This window comes from Paenibacillus ihbetae, assembly GCF_002741055.1.
GTDB lineage: Bacteria > Bacillota > Bacilli > Paenibacillales > Paenibacillaceae > Paenibacillus_AQ > Paenibacillus_AQ ihbetae.
Genome location: NZ_CP016809.1, coordinates 1,223,412 through 1,239,043, shown reverse-complemented (window position 1 = coordinate 1,239,043; position 15,632 = coordinate 1,223,412). Strand labels below are relative to the sequence as shown.

The window sequence follows — 15,632 nt, the reverse complement described above, 5'->3', positions numbered from 1 at the left end:
TATGCCAAAAAATGAATCCTTGAAAAAAATACTCGTCATCGGCTCCGGTCCGATCGTAATCGGTCAGGCCGCAGAATTCGACTATGCCGGCACGCAAGCCTGCCAGGCGTTGAAGGAAGAGGGCATCGAGGTTGTGCTGATTAACAGCAACCCGGCCACGATCATGACGGATACCAACATGGCGGATAAAGTATATATCGAACCGATTACGCTGGATTTTGTAACCCAAATCATTCGCCAAGAACGTCCGGACGGCCTTCTGCCAACGCTGGGCGGCCAGACCGGCCTTAACATGGCGGTGGAGCTTGCACGCGCCGGTATTTTGGAACAGGAGAACGTGAAGCTGCTCGGAACGCAGCTGGAATCGATCGAGAAAGCGGAGGACCGCGATCTGTTCCGCGAGCTGATGCGCGAGCTTGAGCAGCCCGTGCCGGAAAGCACGATCGTTACGACACTGGAAGAAGCGCTGGCATTTGCCGACGAGATCGGATACCCGGTCATCGTACGTCCGGCTTATACGCTGGGCGGCACGGGCGGCGGCATTTGCGCGAACGAGGAGGAGCTGCGGGAAACAGTTAGCTCCGGACTTCGGTACAGCCCGATCAGCCAGTGTCTGATCGAGAAGAGCATCGCCGGCATGAAGGAAGTGGAGTATGAGGTTATGCGCGACGCGAACGATAACTGCATCGTGGTCTGCAACATGGAGAACTTCGATCCGGTCGGCGTTCATACGGGAGACAGCATCGTTGTGGCGCCGAGCCAAACGCTGTCCGATCGCGAGTATCAAATGCTCAGATCCGCTTCGCTTAAAATCATCCGCGCCCTGAATATTGAAGGCGGATGTAACGTACAGTTCGCGCTTGACCCGAACAGCTACCAGTACTATGTCATCGAGGTTAACCCGCGGGTCAGCCGTTCCTCGGCGCTCGCTTCGAAAGCGACCGGTTATCCGATCGCGAAGATGGCGGCCAAGATTGCCATGGGTTATACGCTGGATGAAATCGTCAATCCGGTAACGGGACAAACCTATGCCTGCTTCGAGCCGACGCTGGACTACATCGTCAGCAAAATCCCGCGCTGGCCGTTCGATAAATTCACGCAAGCAAACCGGAAGCTCGGAACGCAGATGAAAGCAACGGGTGAAGTGATGGCAATCGGCCGTACCTTCGAAGAGTCGATTCATAAAGCGGTCCGCTCGCTTGAGATCGGCGTTCACCGTCTTTACCTGAAGGGTGCGGACGAGCTGAGCGACGAGGTCCTGAAGCAGCGTCTCGTGAAGGCCGATGATGAACGCATCTTCCTGATCGCCGAAGCGTTCCGCCGCGGCTACGGGCTGCAGGAAATTCAGGATCTGACCCATGTTGATTGGTGGTTCCTGGACAAAATCGAGCGCTTGATCCAATACGAAGACCATATCCGCCAGGAAGCTGCGCTGACCTACGAAACCTTGTACGAAGCGAAGCGTCTCGGCTTCACGGACCGCGCGATTGCGGAGCTCCGCGCCGAAGGCAAGGCGAGCACGCATACGACCGAGGAATCGATCCGCTTCCTGCGCCGTGAGCACGGGCTGCGTCCGGTATACAAAATGGTTGACACCTGCGCAGCCGAGTTTGAAGCATCGACACCGTACTATTACTCGACCTACGAGACGGAGAACGAAGTGATCGAATCCTCCAAAGAGAAGATTGTCGTTCTGGGCTCCGGACCGATCCGGATCGGCCAGGGCATCGAGTTTGACTACTCCACGGTGCACGCCGTCTGGGCGATCCAGAAGGCGGGTTATGAAGCCGTCATTATCAACAACAACCCGGAAACGGTATCCACGGACTTCAACACGTCCGACCGTCTCTACTTCGAGCCGCTCTTCTTCGAGGATGTCATGAATGTCATTGAGCAGGAGAAGCCGGTCGGCGTAATCGTGCAGTTCGGCGGACAAACGGCCATTAACCTGGCTGCACCGCTCGCGAAAGCCGGCGTGAAAATTCTCGGCACAAGCCTAGAGAGCATCGATGAGGCCGAGGACCGCAAAAAATTCGAGGCGCTGCTGTCCAGACTCAACATTGCCCAGCCGAAAGGCAGCACGGTGACGTCGGTGGATGAAGCTGTAGGAACCGCCCAATCCCTCGGATATCCGGTTCTGGTGCGCCCGTCGTATGTACTAGGGGGACGTGCGATGGAGATCGTCTACTCCGACAGCGAGCTGCTGAGCTACATGGAGCAGGCCGTGAAGATCAATCCGGAGCATCCGGTTCTGATCGACCGCTACATGCTGGGCAAGGAAGTCGAAGTGGACGCGATCTGCGACGGCGATACGGTACTCATTCCGGGAATCATGGAGCATGTGGAGCGCGCAGGCGTTCACTCCGGCGATTCGATCGCGGTGTACCCGCCGCAATATCTGACGCAGGAGCTGAAGGACAAGATTGCCGAAATTACGATCAAAATCGCTAAAGAATTAAAAACCCGCGGATTGGTGAACATCCAGTTCGTTATCTATAAGAACGAAGTGTACGTCATCGAAGTGAACCCGCGCTCTTCAAGAACAGTGCCATTCCTGAGCAAGGTCACCGGCATTCCGATGGCCAACCTCGCTACCCAGGCCATCCTGGGCGGCAAGCTGAAGGATCTTGGCTACGAGGAAGGCATGTGGCCGGAGAGCGAGCATGTATCCGTCAAGGTACCGGTCTTCTCCTTCGCGAAGCTGCGCCGGGTTGAACCTACGCTCGGTCCGGAGATGAAGTCGACCGGCGAGGTGATGGGCCGTGACGTGAAGTATGCCAAAGCGCTGTACAAAGGCTTGATCGGAGCCGGAATGAAGATTCCGTCCACCGGCGCAATCATTGCAACGATTGCAGACAAGGATAAGGCCGAAGCGGTAGATCTGCTCAAGGGCTTCCATAAGCTCGGATACAAGATTGTGGCTACCGGGGGTACGGCAGCCGCACTGAAGGATGCCGGACTTGATGTGACGACCATCAATAAGCTGTCCGAAGGCAATCCGAACATCCTTGACATGATCCGGACGGGCGAAGCGAACTTCGTCTTCAACACACTGACAAAAGGCAAGACGCCAGAGCGTGACGGATTCCGGATTCGCCGGGAAGCCGTTGAGAACGGCGTAGTATGCATGACCTCACTCGATACGGTTCGCGAGCTTCTGACGATGCTGGAGACAATCAACTTCTCCTCTGAAGCGATGCCGGTTTAAGTCGGGAGGAGGAAACAGATGAACGCCAGCTATCAAGAAATGGCGGGCCGCCTGATGGTGGCCCTGGATTTTCCGGATGCCGGCCGCGCGATGGAGCTGGTGCGCCGGTTAGAGGGTATTCCATGTTACATGAAAGTCGGCATGCAGCTCTTCTATGCTGCAGGTCCGGATTTCGTAAGAGAGCTGAAGGCAGCAGGGTACTCCGTGTTCCTGGATGTCAAGATGCATGATATTCCGAATACCGTAAAAGGCGGCTCGCACAGCGTTACCCGGCTTGGCGTGGACATGTTCAATGTCCACGCCGGCGGCGGGCTGGCGATGATGCAGGCGGCAATAGCCGGGGCGGAAGCCGCAGTGGCGGACACCCCGGGTCTTGCCATGCCTACGGTTATCGCGGTCACGCAATTAACGAGCACGAGCCGCCAGGTTATGAACGAAGAGATCGGTATCGCAGGTTCGGTGGAGGATACCGTCGTTCGATACGCATCGCTTGCCCGCCAAGCCGGACTTCACGGCGTTGTGGCTTCTTCGCTTGAAGTGGAGGCCATTGCCGCAGCCTGCGGGAAGGCGTTTAAGACCGTGATTCCGGGCATCCGGCCGGCAGGCTCGGATGTGGGCGATCAGAAGCGGGTGCTGACACCGGGAGAGGCGATCCGCAAGGGCAGCCATTATCTGGTTGTCGGCCGTCCGATTACGGCCGCTTCGGATCCGCGGCAAGCCGCCGAACAAATTATTGAGGAGATGATTCAAGCATGAGTACACTCGCGAATATTCCGCAACAGATCGCATCCTATTTGCTGAAGATCGAGGCGGTATCGCTTCGTCCGCACCAGCCGTTCACCTGGACATCGGGCATTAAATCCCCGATCTATTGCGACAACCGGCTGACGATGTCCTATCCAGAGATTCGCGAAACCATTGCTGAGTCATTCGCGGCGATCATCCGGGAGCAGTATCCGGAGGCGGAAGCGATCGCGGGAACCGCAACGGCAGGCATTCCTCACGCGGCATGGGTATCCCAGAAGCTGAATCTCCCCATGTCCTATATTCGCGACAAAGCGAAAGGCCATGGCAAGGAAAATTTGATCGAAGGCCTGATCAAGCCCGGCCAAAAGGTCGTTGTCATCGAAGACCTCATCTCCACCGGCGGCAGCTCGCTTAAAGCCGCGCAAGCGGTGAAAGATGCAGGCGCACAGCCGCTCGCCGTGCTGGCGATCTTCAGCTATCAGCTGGATAAAGCGGTACAAGCCTTCGCCGAGGCAGGCATTCCGATGCAGAGCTTATCCAACTATACGGCTCTGATTGACGTAGCGCTTAGCGAGAAACGGATCCTACAGGAGGATGTGGAGCTTCTCAAATCCTGGAGAGCGAATCCGTCGTCCTTCGGAGTATAAATGCATTCATAGATGCCTACTAAACTTAGAGGCTGTTCCAGGTTCAATAGACTTGGGACAGCCTCTTTTTTGCTTAGGGCCATACAGTGCCTTTCCAAACCATTTCCCCGCATTGATTGAAACCGAGGCGGTATTTAGAGATCCACAGAACGAAATTAGACTTTTAAACTCAAAATAGTATAAGAAAGTGGAAATATTTTTTATTAACCTAAATAATTTATACTATAATTAATGTAAAGGGTATAATTTAAGCGGGTGAGGGTGAGGGTGAGGGTGAGGGTGAGAGTGAGAGTGGGAGTGTGGGTGTGGATACGGATATGGAGGTGGGGAGTCTGAAGCTGTACGTCAAGGAAAGCGGCAATGAAGACGCTTCGCGGATGATGGTGTTCCTGCATGGGGGCGGCGTAAGCGGTTGGATGTGGAACAAACAGGTATCCTTTTTTAAGGACAGCTGGTGTTTGGTCCCCGATTTGCCCGGCCATGGCCGGAGCCCCGTAGAGCATGGCTCTTTTACCATACAAGGAACCGTTGAACAGTTATGTGAGCTTATTTCGGAAAAGGCGGACGGCAGGGAGGTTGTTGTTGTCGGCTTTTCATTAGGTGCGCAGATCCTTGTGGACATGCTGTGCCGGAATCCTGATCTTATCCATTATGCCGTCGTAAACAGTGCGCTGCTGCGTCCGATGCCGGCAGCTCTTCGGATGATCGCACCGTCGGTTCGTCTCAGTTTCCCATTAATGAGGAGAAAATGGTTTTCCAAGCTGCAGGCCGGCACGCTGTACGTTGGCGAGGACGATTTCGAGCAGTATTACGCCGAATCGCTTCAGATGAACCGGGAGCTGCTCGTTTCCGTGCTAACGGAGAATATGTCCTATTCGCTCTCGCCGAAGATTGCGGAATCGCATGCGAAGCTGCTGGTAACGGTCGGGGAGAAGGAGCGGGGAATCATGAGAAAATCGGCGGAGGATCTGGTAACGTGCTGCAGCGCTGCTGCCGGCATCGTGTTTCCGGGCGTCGGGCACGGCATACCGCTTGCCAGTCCCGAGCTGTTTAACCATACCGTTGACGGCTGGATTAAGACGGGGGGCGTCTCCTCAGATGTCAACTTGATCCGGGCGAATCCGCGGTAAGCGAAGCAGGAGGGGCCGGGTCCGCAGTGGTCGTCGCAAGGCGATAGGCACAGGGAATCTTATGGGCGCATAACGAAAGAGGAGGATACCCAACTTGATGAAGGCGAAGAAAGAAGCCGTGCTGGAGGCGGGGAAGCGGTTATTTTTAGAGCAGGGTATTATGCAGACGAGCATGGAGCAAATTGCCGAAGCCGTTCCGGTGTCCAAAATGACCCTCTATAACTATTACCGCAGCAAAGAGGGGCTTCTGAATCACGTCGTGGACCGGCTGATTGAGGAAATGATGACATTATACCGCGGCGTGATGGAGCAGGCGAAGGACCCGCTTGAGGCATTGACAAGCTTGTATAAGGATCAGGAGAAATTCCGGAAGATTGCCTCGCAGAAGTTTGTCACCGACCTGGCCAAATTCCCGGATCAAATGAAGAAGCTGAAGCAGTTTAATGACAAGCATGTTGTGCCGGAGTTTGAAAGGCTGATCTTTAAAGGCCAGCAGCTGGGGCAGTTCCGGAAGGATATTTCGCCGCAGGTGCTTGCAGCCTTTTTGGCCTTCATTAAGGAGTTCTCCGCCCGAACGGAGTGGTATGCAAGTCTTGGGAGCTTGAACGCGGTCAGCGAGCAGCTGATGACAATACTGTATTACGGTATCATTCAAAGAGAGGAACCGCCCGAAGAGTGAATATGCGAAGAACATTCCGGAGAGGATCTCTTCACCGGAATGTTTTTTTTGTATGGCTGGGGAAAAGAAACGTTTGAATACTGCCCGATTTGGGTATATGTTCCTATAAATTTAGTTCCGGAATTTGGTAGAGGCTATGAATCGTCCTACCCTATAATATTACTGATGCCGCATCCGGTCGTTCCTTGGCCCGATGCCTAAGCAGAAAGGAGGATGTGAGGCTTTGGACACCCAGAGCAGGATCAAGCTTACCGGCAAGGAGTTTTTTATATTGACCGGCATTGCCCGCGCAGAGGCTGTCATCGGGCTTGAGGATCCTTTTCGAGGGACGCTGTCGGAGGAAATGCCGTTTGAGATTGCCCGGGTGGAGCAGGCTTTGCAGGCCAAGGGCTGGATCCATACGGATCAAGGCGAGCCGGTTCTTGCAAGAGAACTGCTTGAATACATAGAATTATGCAGCCGGACGTTATTCACGATTCATATCAAGGCGATGGAAGCCGGAGGCGTTTGGCGGGAACGGTTTTTATATTTCAGCTCCTCGCTCGTCGTGCAAGCGGAGATTGCAGAAGAGGGCGGAGAACGTATATACCTGCTGGATCAACTGGGCAGCCCTTCAACCGCATGGATGAAGGTGATGTCGTATATGGAGCCGGCGCAGCGCGTTAACCGGAATACGGGGCAGCTGACACTTCCCGGCCGCTGGCTGGAGCAGTGGATGAGCAGGGAGCGCATGGACACGGATCCGAAGGAGCACCTGCTGGCAAACGGCTGCCCGGAAGCCGTTGCGTCCGAGCTGGCTCAAGCGGTCCAAGCGCCTGAGCGCTACGCTTCCTTTACGGTGTATTACCGCAAGGGTCGGGACTGGCGGATTGAAGGGATTCGGCTGCTGAGAGGGCGGGAGTCCCACTGGCTTGTCCGCGGCGAAGGGAATCGGGATCAGCTTCGCGGCGTCTCTGCTGCAGAAATCATTCGGGAGCTGGGCTCGGTCATTGAACGAGTAAAATGATATTTTCCATGGAGGATTGTCCGATATGACGAAAATACGTGTAGTGCCTGAATTTTTAAACCAGCAAGGAGCAGCGGTATCCGGCATCGCCCGAGAAGTTCAGCAGCTTCAGGAACGGATGCAGCATCGCATTCAGAGCATGGCTTGGGAAACCAAGCACCGTGCCCAAGTAGAGCAGCGGCTGTCACAGTGCCGGGCAGCATGCCAAGCAGTAGTCAGCCGGCTGGAACAAAACGGGAGCCAGCTCGTAAAAAAAGCGGGAGATTTCTCGCAGACGGATCAAACGCTGGGGAATCAGCTCGCTTTCGGCAAACAGGCGGTTGCGCATGTAAGCCCGCATCTGCTGCTGCAGACCAGCTTGGCCCAAGGAGGCAGCAATAAAAATGCTCCTCCCGTCACGGCAGCCGGCGTCGAATTCAATGCGCTGGCCCCATTCGGCGGCGGGGCCGATCAATGGTCCAGCAATCCGATTGCGGCAGCCGGCGTCCTGTTCGGAACGGCGACGGCGTCGGGGACGATGTATAAATATTGGGATATGTACCGCAAAGGCTTCGGCGTGTGGCTGGAGCGGGACCGCAGGGGGAACCTGCGTGCCAACGTCACGAACGGGATGCTTGCGAATATCCGTAAAAAATCATATGCGGAATACAATTGGCGGAATCATCCCCGTATACCAAAGTACGTGCTTGCCAGTGCTGCGGTAAAGGACTCGCTCAGCTGGAAGGGCGGAAAGCTGGGCTATGCAGGCATTGCCATGCAGACGGTCGGCAATCTGGCCACCAATATTCGCGAAAATAAGAGCGGCGCCAAAATTGCAGGGGATGCGGCCGTTGATATCGGCGTCGGGGTCGGTACAGTGGTTGCTTCGGCAGCGGCGGGAGCGAAGGCCGGCGCATTGATCGGGACGGCGGTCGGCGGTCCGATCGGAACACTGGCCGGCGCGGCCATCGGCTTTGGCGTATCGGTCGGGGCATCCTACGTCATGGATGGCATTAAATTCGCGGATTTTGACGGCGACGGGAAGAAGGATACCGTGACTGAAGGCTTGAAGATGGGGGCGGAGAAGATCGGTTCAACGATTGCCGGCTGGTTCAAATAACAAGGGGGAGTGGATGGGGCGATGAACATTACAGAGGAGGAACGGTTTCATTTTCGGCTCATTCCGGCGGAGCAGATTCGAGGGGGCGTCGTATGCTTTCTGTTCATTCTGCTAATTCCGGCTCTCGTCACACTGGCGTCGCCGATGATGTCGCCGTACTTCTATGCGGCTTGTGCGATCTGGGTCCTGATGCTCCTATGGGGAATCGGCATCGGGAGCAATCCTTACCGGTCGGAGGTCGCGTTTGTGCTTTTCATGGGCGTCTTCGGGTTGGCGCTGGCATTTACCTGTCAAATTGCGGTCCTTAAAATGATGTACGATTTGGCCGGACTGACCGGCATCGGTTACGGCGCAAGTTCCCTGGGGGTTATGGCGCTGCTGTTCGGCGTGTTCTATATGCTGCACTTCAGGGCCCTTCAGAAAGGCGCTTACCAATCGATGGAACGAAAGGGCGGAGCCGGCAAGGCGGGGAAAGCGGCTTTGCTGTGTGCGGGCATCGGCTATGCAGCTTACTATATAGCAGTCGCTGTGATCGGGGATATCGGCAGCTTTGTGATGGGAATGGCCGCCTTCACGGTGCTGCTGGTCCTCGGCATCTATATGGCGGTCGTCTTTATCCACCGCTATCTCTTTATCCGGCAGCATATGGATAAGCTGAAAGCCCATTACCCTGTGCTGGGCCTGCCGAAAGAGCAGCGAACGGCGGCGCATTTGACAAGGATGAACGGCGGAACCGGGCAGCAACAGGCCCAGCGAACCCGCAAAAAAAGGAGGGGATCGAGATGAAGGAGCAGACGCTGCTTCCGAACGGCTCTATCGTCATTTTAAAGGAAGGCGAGAAGAAGCTTGTCATTTATGGACGCAAGCAAATTCTGGCCCTCGATGAGCCGATCCTGTACGACTATTTGGCCTGTCCGTATCCGGAAGGGTATATCAGCCCGGAGTTTTCCTATGTGTTCAATCACGAGGACATTGCGGAAGTGATATTTACCGGATACACGGATGAGGAGGAAGAAAATTTCCAAGAAGTATTGGCTGAAGCTTAAGCCCAGATTTGCAGCAACGATTGCCAGAATGAATGAGGAGGTGGGTTCCTTCATGTCAGGACGGATTGATGTTTCTCCGGAGGAGCTGCGCCGCGCGGCTGCCGATATCCGCAGCGGGAGCGAATACGGCGGCGAACTGGTGGCGCGCCTGTCGCAAATCATCGAAACGCTGAACGCCGAATGGGAAGGCGTATCCCAGCAGCGCTTTCGGACGGAGGCGGAGGAAACGAAGGCGGAGCTGATGAATTTTATAGCGTTGATGCAGTCCGTGGAGCAGGAGCTGATGAGCATAGCAGCCCGGTTTGCCGAAGCTGACGGTCAGCGGTAATGTAAACGAACGAAACGGCCTGAATTGCAGCCGTCATCTAAATAACCGCTTGCGTGTCGCATGTGCAGCGGTTAATGGGATGATGGTTATTGCATGTGCCCCCGCTTTCGGCGGTACAATGGTTTTTTACAGGACAACTGGACATAATATACTTTGTCTAGATGATCTTGGGCAAAGGAGCAATTGTAGATGAACTGGGTATATTATGGAAAGCTCTACACGAGCAAATTTCAGGCCGGCTGCTTTGCCAAGCGGCTGGAGCAGGATGCATGGCTGTTCGGCTATAATGACCCCCGGATCGTTGAAGTCTACCGATCGAGAAAAGGCCGCTATGGGGTCCGCTTCCTCCCTTAATGAAAATTCCACCAAAACATACTTGACGAGCGCCAGTGAAATAGTGTATATTTATTCTTGTCGCTGTTTATGACAGCATTGTCGCGGGGTGGAGCAGTCCGGTAGCTCGTCGGGCTCATAACCCGAAGGCCGCAGGTTCAAATCCTGCCCCCGCAACCAATTTATAACCTTCGATGTATGACGTCCTTATGAATACGTGTACATGATTAATCAGGGCCCTTAGCTCAGTTGGTTAGAGCGGTCGGCTCATAACCGATTGGTCACAGGTTCGAGTCCTGTAGGGCCCACTCATGAAAGATCCTTGCCGAGCAAGGATCTTTTTCTTTTTTGCAGAGATAACGTTCATGGACCGACGTGTCGGCCTTGGCAGAATCTGATCAGGTGGGTGGGAGATAGACTTAGAACCAGCAAGCTTTAAGATGACAAGATTCTATTATAAATAGGATAGGTTAGTCCGTAATTAACAAACAACCAGGATTATTACGCTGGCCAAAATGCCGCTGCCCGCAATGAGATACAGCCAGCCCATCCTTTTCGTTCTTAGGATCATATGCTCAGCCCCTGTTTGCGAGCGGCCATGCTTCAGCTCCCATGCTTTATACATCGTGCTCCAGGCGGGACGGCATATGCATAACCAGCCACGAACGATAAAAAAGACAGCAAACACCACCATCGTGATGACGGACATGGTTCACCCCTCTATATAAAAGTTCAGTCTATGGCCTGCATCATGGAAAAACGAGACACACGCAATCTTTTATGTGAATTATACCATGATTTGGAAGGTTCTGTGCGGTGATTTCATGACGGCGGGACGTTTATGAATCGAAAACCCTGCGTCCCCATGAAACGGTTGTTCCTGGTGCTGCGTATTAACCATAACGAAGCCTGGAGGGGGAGTCTTAGATTCCCCCATTTGAAATTGTGGACAGCTTAAGTTACATTTTATAAGGGAAAATGGAAAATCATACATTGAACGGGACGGGGGATCAGGCGTGTCAGAATGGCTGCTTAATCAGTCGTGGGGACTGCCGGTATTGGCGGCATTCCTGGCGGTTGTGCTGGTGTTCGAGATAAGGAAGGCCGTCAAGGCCTTTAAGGAGCAGAAACGATTTGAGTTCGGTATGGCGCTTGTGTTTGCGGTTGTCGCAGGCCTGGCCTTGTTTGTATTATTTTATTTTTAGGTAGCTCGGTTGCCGAATAGTCCATATCGTTGCAAAAAAAAGCAAGCTGCCTGAGGATCGGTCCTCGGCAGCTTGCTATATTTTTGACGTTATTTGCTTGTGTCGCCAAGCTCCCGACAGGAAGCTGGATTTGGTCATCCCCGTTCCGGAACTGCGTTTTCCGTCGCCGTCCAGGCTCTTCCGGCTCTCATGGCAAGAATGAAGCATAGAATGAGGACAATCGATGCCGAAATATACGGATAATTAATATCAAGATCGAACAAATAACCTGCGACGAGCGGTCCTGCAATGTTGCCAAGACTGGTGTAGGCCGAGTTCAGACCGGCCACATAACCTTGCTGGTCGCCGGCCAGCTTCGACATCTGCGTACCGATGGCCGGACGCAAAATATCGATGGACAGGAAGACAAGGAACGTTACCAGGAAGATGAGCCAGTACTTGTGCACGAACAGCGTAAGCAGGATGCAAATTCCAGCCGTAATCAGACTGATCGTAATCACTCTCTTTTCGCCGAACCGGTTCAGAATCCAGCCGAAGATGGTCGCTTGGACAACGGCTCCGGAGATCGATCCGAATGTGATGATCATGGCGATATCCGTCGGCGTGAAGCCGAACTTATGGTCGACGAACAGTCCGAATACCGTTTCGTAGTTGGCAAGACCGAAAGACAGTACGAATACGATGATGAGACTCAGGAAATACGGCTCCCGATAGGAGCGGGCCAACTGGACCGCCAGGCTAGGCTGTTTTTGCCCAGGTGAGGCTTGTACCTGCTTCTGAGCGGCCGACTCCGGCAGCATCAGCAAAGTGATCAAGGCGGCAACCGCGCCTGCAACGGCAGCGGCATAGAACGGTACGCGAATACCGAATTCGGCAATAAAGCCGCCGATGCCGGGACCGATGATGAACCCGGTCGTAATGGCAGCGTTGATGAAGCCCATCCCCTTGGCTCGTTCTTCTTTCGATGTCACATCGGCGGTGTAAGCCATAACGGCAGGCATAATCAGCGCTGCCCCAATTCCCCCCAGCATTCTGGAAGCGAATAGCAATACAGGCGAACTTGCGACCCCGAACAGCCATTCCGAAACCGCGAACACGAGCATCCCGGCGATAATGATTCTTTTGCGGCCCATATTGTCCGACAGCCTTCCGGCAAGCGGTGAGAACAGCAGCTGGGTGAGCGAGAAGGCGGCGACGAGCATGCCTACCGTGCCTCCGCTGATGTGCAGCTCCGACATGTAGGTCGGCATGATCGGGATGACAAGCCCGATGCCGGTAAAAACAAGAAAGATGTTGAACATAAGGAGCAGAATGGCTCCATTATTACGAAGTAACAACGACATGATGACAATTCCTCCAAAAGTTGAAAATTCAAGTGTGCATAAAATGGTTCCATATCATATACTGACTGTTCGGTTTGTATGAATGTGTAACCGGGTGCCTGACATAAGCTGACCGACTATGCTTGCAAGAAACAAGGGAAGCAGGTCGCCTGTTTTACGGATCACCGCAGCGGCAGAACTATTTCTTGGCAATGCCGTGCAGGAATACATGCATCGCCGAGTGATATACCGGAAGCGCGTCGGACAGCTTGGTGATGCGGGTTAACTGGCACAAGCCGGCGAGCAGGCTTTCAAAAATGATGGACAGATGCTCGACATTATGTTTCTCGAACTCGCCTGACTCAATGCCCTGCAGCAGCAATTGTTGATTGAATTCCAGCCGCTTATTGAAAATATCGGAAATCTTCTGCTCAACGTCTTCGGTCGCTGCTTCATTATTCGTTATAAATTCATCGAGCGCCTTAGTAAAGGGATGGTTAAGGTCATCCTTCACCAGCTGCTCCGCCATTCGGAACAGTTTATCCATGGTGGTCGTGTACTGTTCTTCCGTGCTCATCCATTTCTGAAACCATTCCAAATCCCATTCCTCTATAAGATGAAGAAAGAGGCCTTCCTTGCTCTTGAAATGATAATAGATATTTCCTTTACTGCTTCCGGTCGCGTCAACAATATCCTCGATGGACGTGGATTTATATCCTTTTTGCATGAACAGGGCTTTTGCGGCTTCGGCAATCCGTCGCTTGGTATCTTCGCTTTGCTGCTGCTTTTTGTTCATTGGCGCCTCCCTGTATGAAAATTGAGTGATAGTTTTATTATACTGAACGTTCGTTCTGTATCTTATCACGAGGTACGTGGACATTCAAGAGAAAAGTGTGCGGCCAGCGTCCGGAATGTAAAAAACCGCCATCATGGATGGCAGTGGTTACGGTTAGCGGCATACGTAGTCGGAACTTAATCGTTTACCTCGATATGCTTATGCGATTTTTCGTGATAAGACAACAGCTCGGATACGGTAACGAACGAGAAGCCCCGTTCTTTAAGCTCCGGCAGGATCGTTTTGAGCGCTTCGACCGTCTGATCGCTGCCCGGTACGAAATCATGCATGAGCACGATGTCGCCATTTCGGGCGTTCTTCAAGACGGTCCGCACGATAGCATTAACGCCAGGCTTGCGCCAATCCAGCGTATCCTGGTGCCAGGACCACAGGACGGTGAGCATCCCGGTTTCCTTGCTCGCGCTGACGATTGCATCGTTATAGCGACCTCCGGGGGGGCGAAACAATACAGAGCGGATCCCCGCAGCTTGATAAATCGCATCCTGTGTCTTGGTCAATTCCTTCCTCAAGGCATCTGCCCCGATATTATAGAATGGAGGATGGGAGTAGGAGTGGTTGCCGATTTCATGCCCTTCATCCAGCGCCCGTGCTACGAGCTCGGGAAACTTCTCGACACGGCTACCCACCACGAAGAAAGTCGCTCTGGCATCATACTGTTGGAGCAGGTTAAGGATTTGTGCCGTGTGCTCCTTATGGGGGCCGTCGTCAAAGGTAAGGGCAATCACTTTATTATCGGTCGGCACTTCCCACACAATATCACCACGCTCCTCGTAGTAGCTCCTTTTCTTCGCCGAGGAAGGCATGGAATTGGCATCGGCATGTCCGTGAGCTGCGCCAAATGCCGTGATTAAGGTTAGAAGTAAAACAATGGCTTGTCTGTTCATAGGTCCCGTTTCCTTTTCTATGCATTATTCGTGGCATCCGGCAGCGGGTTGCAGTTCCTCTTTATCATTTGGCGAATGTGCTCAAAATATTCCGGCACCTGCCGCTAACCCGCGACAAAAAATCCCGAGCGGTGCTCGCCCCATCGGGTGATTCGGCATATGGTAATAGGAGAGAAGGAGTGATGACCGATGCAATCCAGAAGCGTTTCGCACGCGCGGGGAATCGATGTAAGCCGGTGGCAGGGAAGCATTGATTGGAAGCAGGTTCGGGAAGCGGGGATATCCTTTGTTTTCATCAAGGCCTCTCAAGGGAGCGCGCTGGAGGACCCGAAATTTGTTGAGAATGCGCAGGGAGCTAAAGCCGCAGGCTTGCTGATCGGAGCCTATCATTTCCTAGCGGCGGCAAGCGTTGTGGGGGCAAGGCAGGAGGCAAAGCATTTTGTCGAGACCATGAAAAAAGCGGGCCCGCTTGCCTGGTTCGATCTCCCGCCGGCGCTTGATTATGAGAATAATCCGGCAGGGATCAGCCGCGCAGCCATCAATCAAGTTGCGGCTGCCTTCCTTGAAGAAGTGGAGCGATTGACTGGAAGGCAGCCGATTCTATATACCGGCAACGCGTTCGCGGCCAATTTCGATGAGTCCTTGGGCAAGTATGACCTGTGGATTGCAAGGTACAGTGAAACCCGGGTTCCGGATGACCGTCCGGCATGGACCACGTGGACCTTCTGGCAATACACCGATGCCGGACGGATTAACGGCATAACGGGAAAGGTGGATCTGAATGTTTATGCCGGCACCTTGCCAGATCTGAAAGCGTATGCCTCCCGGGGAAGCCGGGAAGACGGTGCGGCTGATCCGCCCGAAGGGACTCGCGATGTCAGTCCTTGGGCCGAAGCGAGCTGGCGGGAAGCGGTCGAGAACGGCTACCTCGATGATGCCCGTCCCGGTGCCCCGATGACGCGCGAAGAAGCGGCCGTCCTTGTGCACCGGCTGCTGCGCGAGCTGCGCCAGCTGATTGAGGACCAGGAGAGACGGATCGAGTCGCTTGAACGGGAACCGGACATTATATAAGAAGAAACCGTTGGAAAGCCGGGTGATGCGTAAAATAATAGAGTTCATATATTGACATCATATGGTTAGGC

At 53.9% G+C, this 15,632-nt stretch carries 17 protein-coding genes and 2 tRNA genes; 15 read left to right on the top strand and 4 right to left on the bottom strand.

The annotated features are described in order from the left end of the window. Position 1 precedes the first annotated feature (1 nt). The 13 genes from carB (at position 2) to BBD41_RS05695 (ending at position 10,531) form a co-directional block, all read left to right on the top strand. Positions 2-3,208: a carbamoyl-phosphate synthase large subunit gene (carB, locus tag BBD41_RS05750; protein WP_099476975.1), complete on the top strand. Its 3,207-nt coding sequence runs from the start codon at positions 2-4 to the stop codon at positions 3,206-3,208. 18 nt (positions 3,209-3,226) lie between these two features. Further along, complete coding sequence (gene pyrF, locus BBD41_RS05745) at positions 3,227-3,964, top strand: orotidine-5'-phosphate decarboxylase (protein WP_099476973.1); 738 nt, start codon at positions 3,227-3,229, stop codon at positions 3,962-3,964. Then, the gene (pyrE, locus tag BBD41_RS05740; RefSeq protein WP_099476972.1) at positions 3,961-4,602 is read left to right on the top strand and encodes an orotate phosphoribosyltransferase; all 642 of its coding nucleotides are present in this window, start codon (positions 3,961-3,963) and stop codon (positions 4,600-4,602) included. Before pyrF ends, pyrE begins: the two co-directional genes overlap by 4 nt. Before the next feature lie 305 nt (positions 4,603-4,907). Then, the gene (locus BBD41_RS05735) at positions 4,908-5,732 is read left to right on the top strand and encodes an alpha/beta fold hydrolase (protein ID WP_237087018.1); all 825 of its coding nucleotides are present in this window, start codon (positions 4,908-4,910) and stop codon (positions 5,730-5,732) included. Positions 5,733-5,829: 97 nt separating this feature from the next. Continuing rightward, positions 5,830-6,411 carry a TetR/AcrR family transcriptional regulator gene (locus BBD41_RS05730; RefSeq protein ID WP_099476970.1) on the top strand — a complete coding sequence of 194 codons (582 nt, stop codon included), beginning with the start codon at positions 5,830-5,832 and terminating at the stop codon, positions 6,409-6,411. 223 nt (positions 6,412-6,634) lie between these two features. Then, on the top strand, positions 6,635-7,417 hold the full coding sequence (locus BBD41_RS05725; protein WP_099476968.1) for a hypothetical protein: 783 nt from the start codon (positions 6,635-6,637) through the stop codon (positions 7,415-7,417). Positions 7,418-7,442: 25 nt separating this feature from the next. Beyond that, the gene (locus BBD41_RS05720; RefSeq protein ID WP_099476966.1) at positions 7,443-8,516 is read left to right on the top strand and encodes a WXG100 family type VII secretion target; all 1,074 of its coding nucleotides are present in this window, start codon (positions 7,443-7,445) and stop codon (positions 8,514-8,516) included. A gap of 21 nt (positions 8,517-8,537) precedes the next feature. Then, positions 8,538-9,302, top strand: coding sequence for a hypothetical protein (locus BBD41_RS05715; RefSeq protein ID WP_077565082.1), 765 nt, complete (start codon positions 8,538-8,540; stop codon positions 9,300-9,302). Beyond that, positions 9,299-9,562 (top strand): DUF4176 domain-containing protein, encoded by a 264-nt coding sequence (locus BBD41_RS05710; protein ID WP_099476964.1) that lies wholly within the window; start codon positions 9,299-9,301, stop codon positions 9,560-9,562. The genes BBD41_RS05715 and BBD41_RS05710 overlap by 4 nt, the downstream gene beginning before the upstream one ends. A gap of 52 nt (positions 9,563-9,614) precedes the next feature. Continuing rightward, positions 9,615-9,890 carry a WXG100 family type VII secretion target gene (locus tag BBD41_RS05705; protein ID WP_099476962.1) on the top strand — a complete coding sequence of 92 codons (276 nt, stop codon included), beginning with the start codon at positions 9,615-9,617 and terminating at the stop codon, positions 9,888-9,890. 189 nt (positions 9,891-10,079) lie between these two features. Then, positions 10,080-10,244, top strand: coding sequence for a hypothetical protein (locus BBD41_RS29960; RefSeq protein ID WP_167392959.1), 165 nt, complete (start codon positions 10,080-10,082; stop codon positions 10,242-10,244). Positions 10,245-10,326: 82 nt separating this feature from the next. Then, a tRNA-Met gene (locus BBD41_RS05700) sits at positions 10,327-10,403 on the top strand. Positions 10,404-10,457: 54 nt separating this feature from the next. Beyond that, positions 10,458-10,531, top strand: a tRNA-Ile gene (locus BBD41_RS05695). A gap of 173 nt (positions 10,532-10,704) precedes the next feature. Here BBD41_RS05695 and BBD41_RS05690 read toward each other — a convergent pair. After that, complete coding sequence (locus BBD41_RS05690; protein ID WP_099476960.1) at positions 10,705-10,932, bottom strand: hypothetical protein; 228 nt, start codon at positions 10,930-10,932, stop codon at positions 10,705-10,707. Between the two features lie 307 nt (positions 10,933-11,239). On the opposite strand from BBD41_RS05690, the gene BBD41_RS05685 reads away from it, so the two are divergent. Next, complete coding sequence (locus tag BBD41_RS05685) at positions 11,240-11,428, top strand: hypothetical protein (protein WP_077565089.1); 189 nt, start codon at positions 11,240-11,242, stop codon at positions 11,426-11,428. Positions 11,429-11,562: 134 nt separating this feature from the next. On the opposite strand, the gene BBD41_RS05680 is transcribed toward BBD41_RS05685, so the two are convergent. From BBD41_RS05680 to BBD41_RS05670, 3 genes are all read right to left on the bottom strand, one after another. Beyond that, positions 11,563-12,771, bottom strand: a complete 1,209-nt coding sequence (locus BBD41_RS05680) for an MFS transporter (RefSeq protein ID WP_077565091.1) — start codon at positions 12,769-12,771, stop codon at positions 11,563-11,565. 178 nt (positions 12,772-12,949) lie between these two features. Beyond that, complete coding sequence (locus tag BBD41_RS05675) at positions 12,950-13,546, bottom strand: TetR/AcrR family transcriptional regulator (RefSeq protein WP_007129508.1); 597 nt, start codon at positions 13,544-13,546, stop codon at positions 12,950-12,952. A gap of 176 nt (positions 13,547-13,722) precedes the next feature. Beyond that, positions 13,723-14,490, bottom strand: coding sequence for a polysaccharide deacetylase family protein (locus tag BBD41_RS05670; RefSeq protein ID WP_077565096.1), 768 nt, complete (start codon positions 14,488-14,490; stop codon positions 13,723-13,725). A gap of 189 nt (positions 14,491-14,679) precedes the next feature. Here BBD41_RS05670 and BBD41_RS05665 point away from each other — a divergent pair, with 189 nt between their 5' ends. Beyond that, positions 14,680-15,561, top strand: coding sequence for a glycoside hydrolase family 25 protein (locus BBD41_RS05665; protein ID WP_099476959.1), 882 nt, complete (start codon positions 14,680-14,682; stop codon positions 15,559-15,561). Positions 15,562-15,632: the final 71 nt, after the last annotated feature.

Coding starts and splice junctions, on each gene's coding strand:
- BBD41_RS05680 (WP_077565091.1), bottom strand. CDS start 12,771: ATGTCGTTGTTACTTCGTAATAATGGAGCCATTCTGCTCCTTATGTTC.
- BBD41_RS05665 (WP_099476959.1), top strand. CDS start 14,680: ATGCAATCCAGAAGCGTTTCGCACGCGCGGGGAATCGATGTAAGCCGG.
- BBD41_RS29960 (WP_167392959.1), top strand. CDS start 10,080: ATGAACTGGGTATATTATGGAAAGCTCTACACGAGCAAATTTCAGGCC.
- BBD41_RS05715 (WP_077565082.1), top strand. CDS start 8,538: ATGAACATTACAGAGGAGGAACGGTTTCATTTTCGGCTCATTCCGGCG.
- BBD41_RS05730 (WP_099476970.1), top strand. CDS start 5,830: ATGAAGGCGAAGAAAGAAGCCGTGCTGGAGGCGGGGAAGCGGTTATTT.
- BBD41_RS05710 (WP_099476964.1), top strand. CDS start 9,299: ATGAAGGAGCAGACGCTGCTTCCGAACGGCTCTATCGTCATTTTAAAG.
- pyrF (WP_099476973.1), top strand. CDS start 3,227: ATGAACGCCAGCTATCAAGAAATGGCGGGCCGCCTGATGGTGGCCCTG.
- BBD41_RS05675 (WP_007129508.1), bottom strand. CDS start 13,546: ATGAACAAAAAGCAGCAGCAAAGCGAAGATACCAAGCGACGGATTGCC.
- pyrE (WP_099476972.1), top strand. CDS start 3,961: ATGAGTACACTCGCGAATATTCCGCAACAGATCGCATCCTATTTGCTG.
- BBD41_RS05670 (WP_077565096.1), bottom strand. CDS start 14,490: ATGAACAGACAAGCCATTGTTTTACTTCTAACCTTAATCACGGCATTT.
- BBD41_RS05690 (WP_099476960.1), bottom strand. CDS start 10,932: ATGTCCGTCATCACGATGGTGGTGTTTGCTGTCTTTTTTATCGTTCGT.
- BBD41_RS05705 (WP_099476962.1), top strand. CDS start 9,615: ATGTCAGGACGGATTGATGTTTCTCCGGAGGAGCTGCGCCGCGCGGCT.
- carB (WP_099476975.1), top strand. CDS start 2: ATGCCAAAAAATGAATCCTTGAAAAAAATACTCGTCATCGGCTCCGGT.
- BBD41_RS05720 (WP_099476966.1), top strand. CDS start 7,443: ATGACGAAAATACGTGTAGTGCCTGAATTTTTAAACCAGCAAGGAGCA.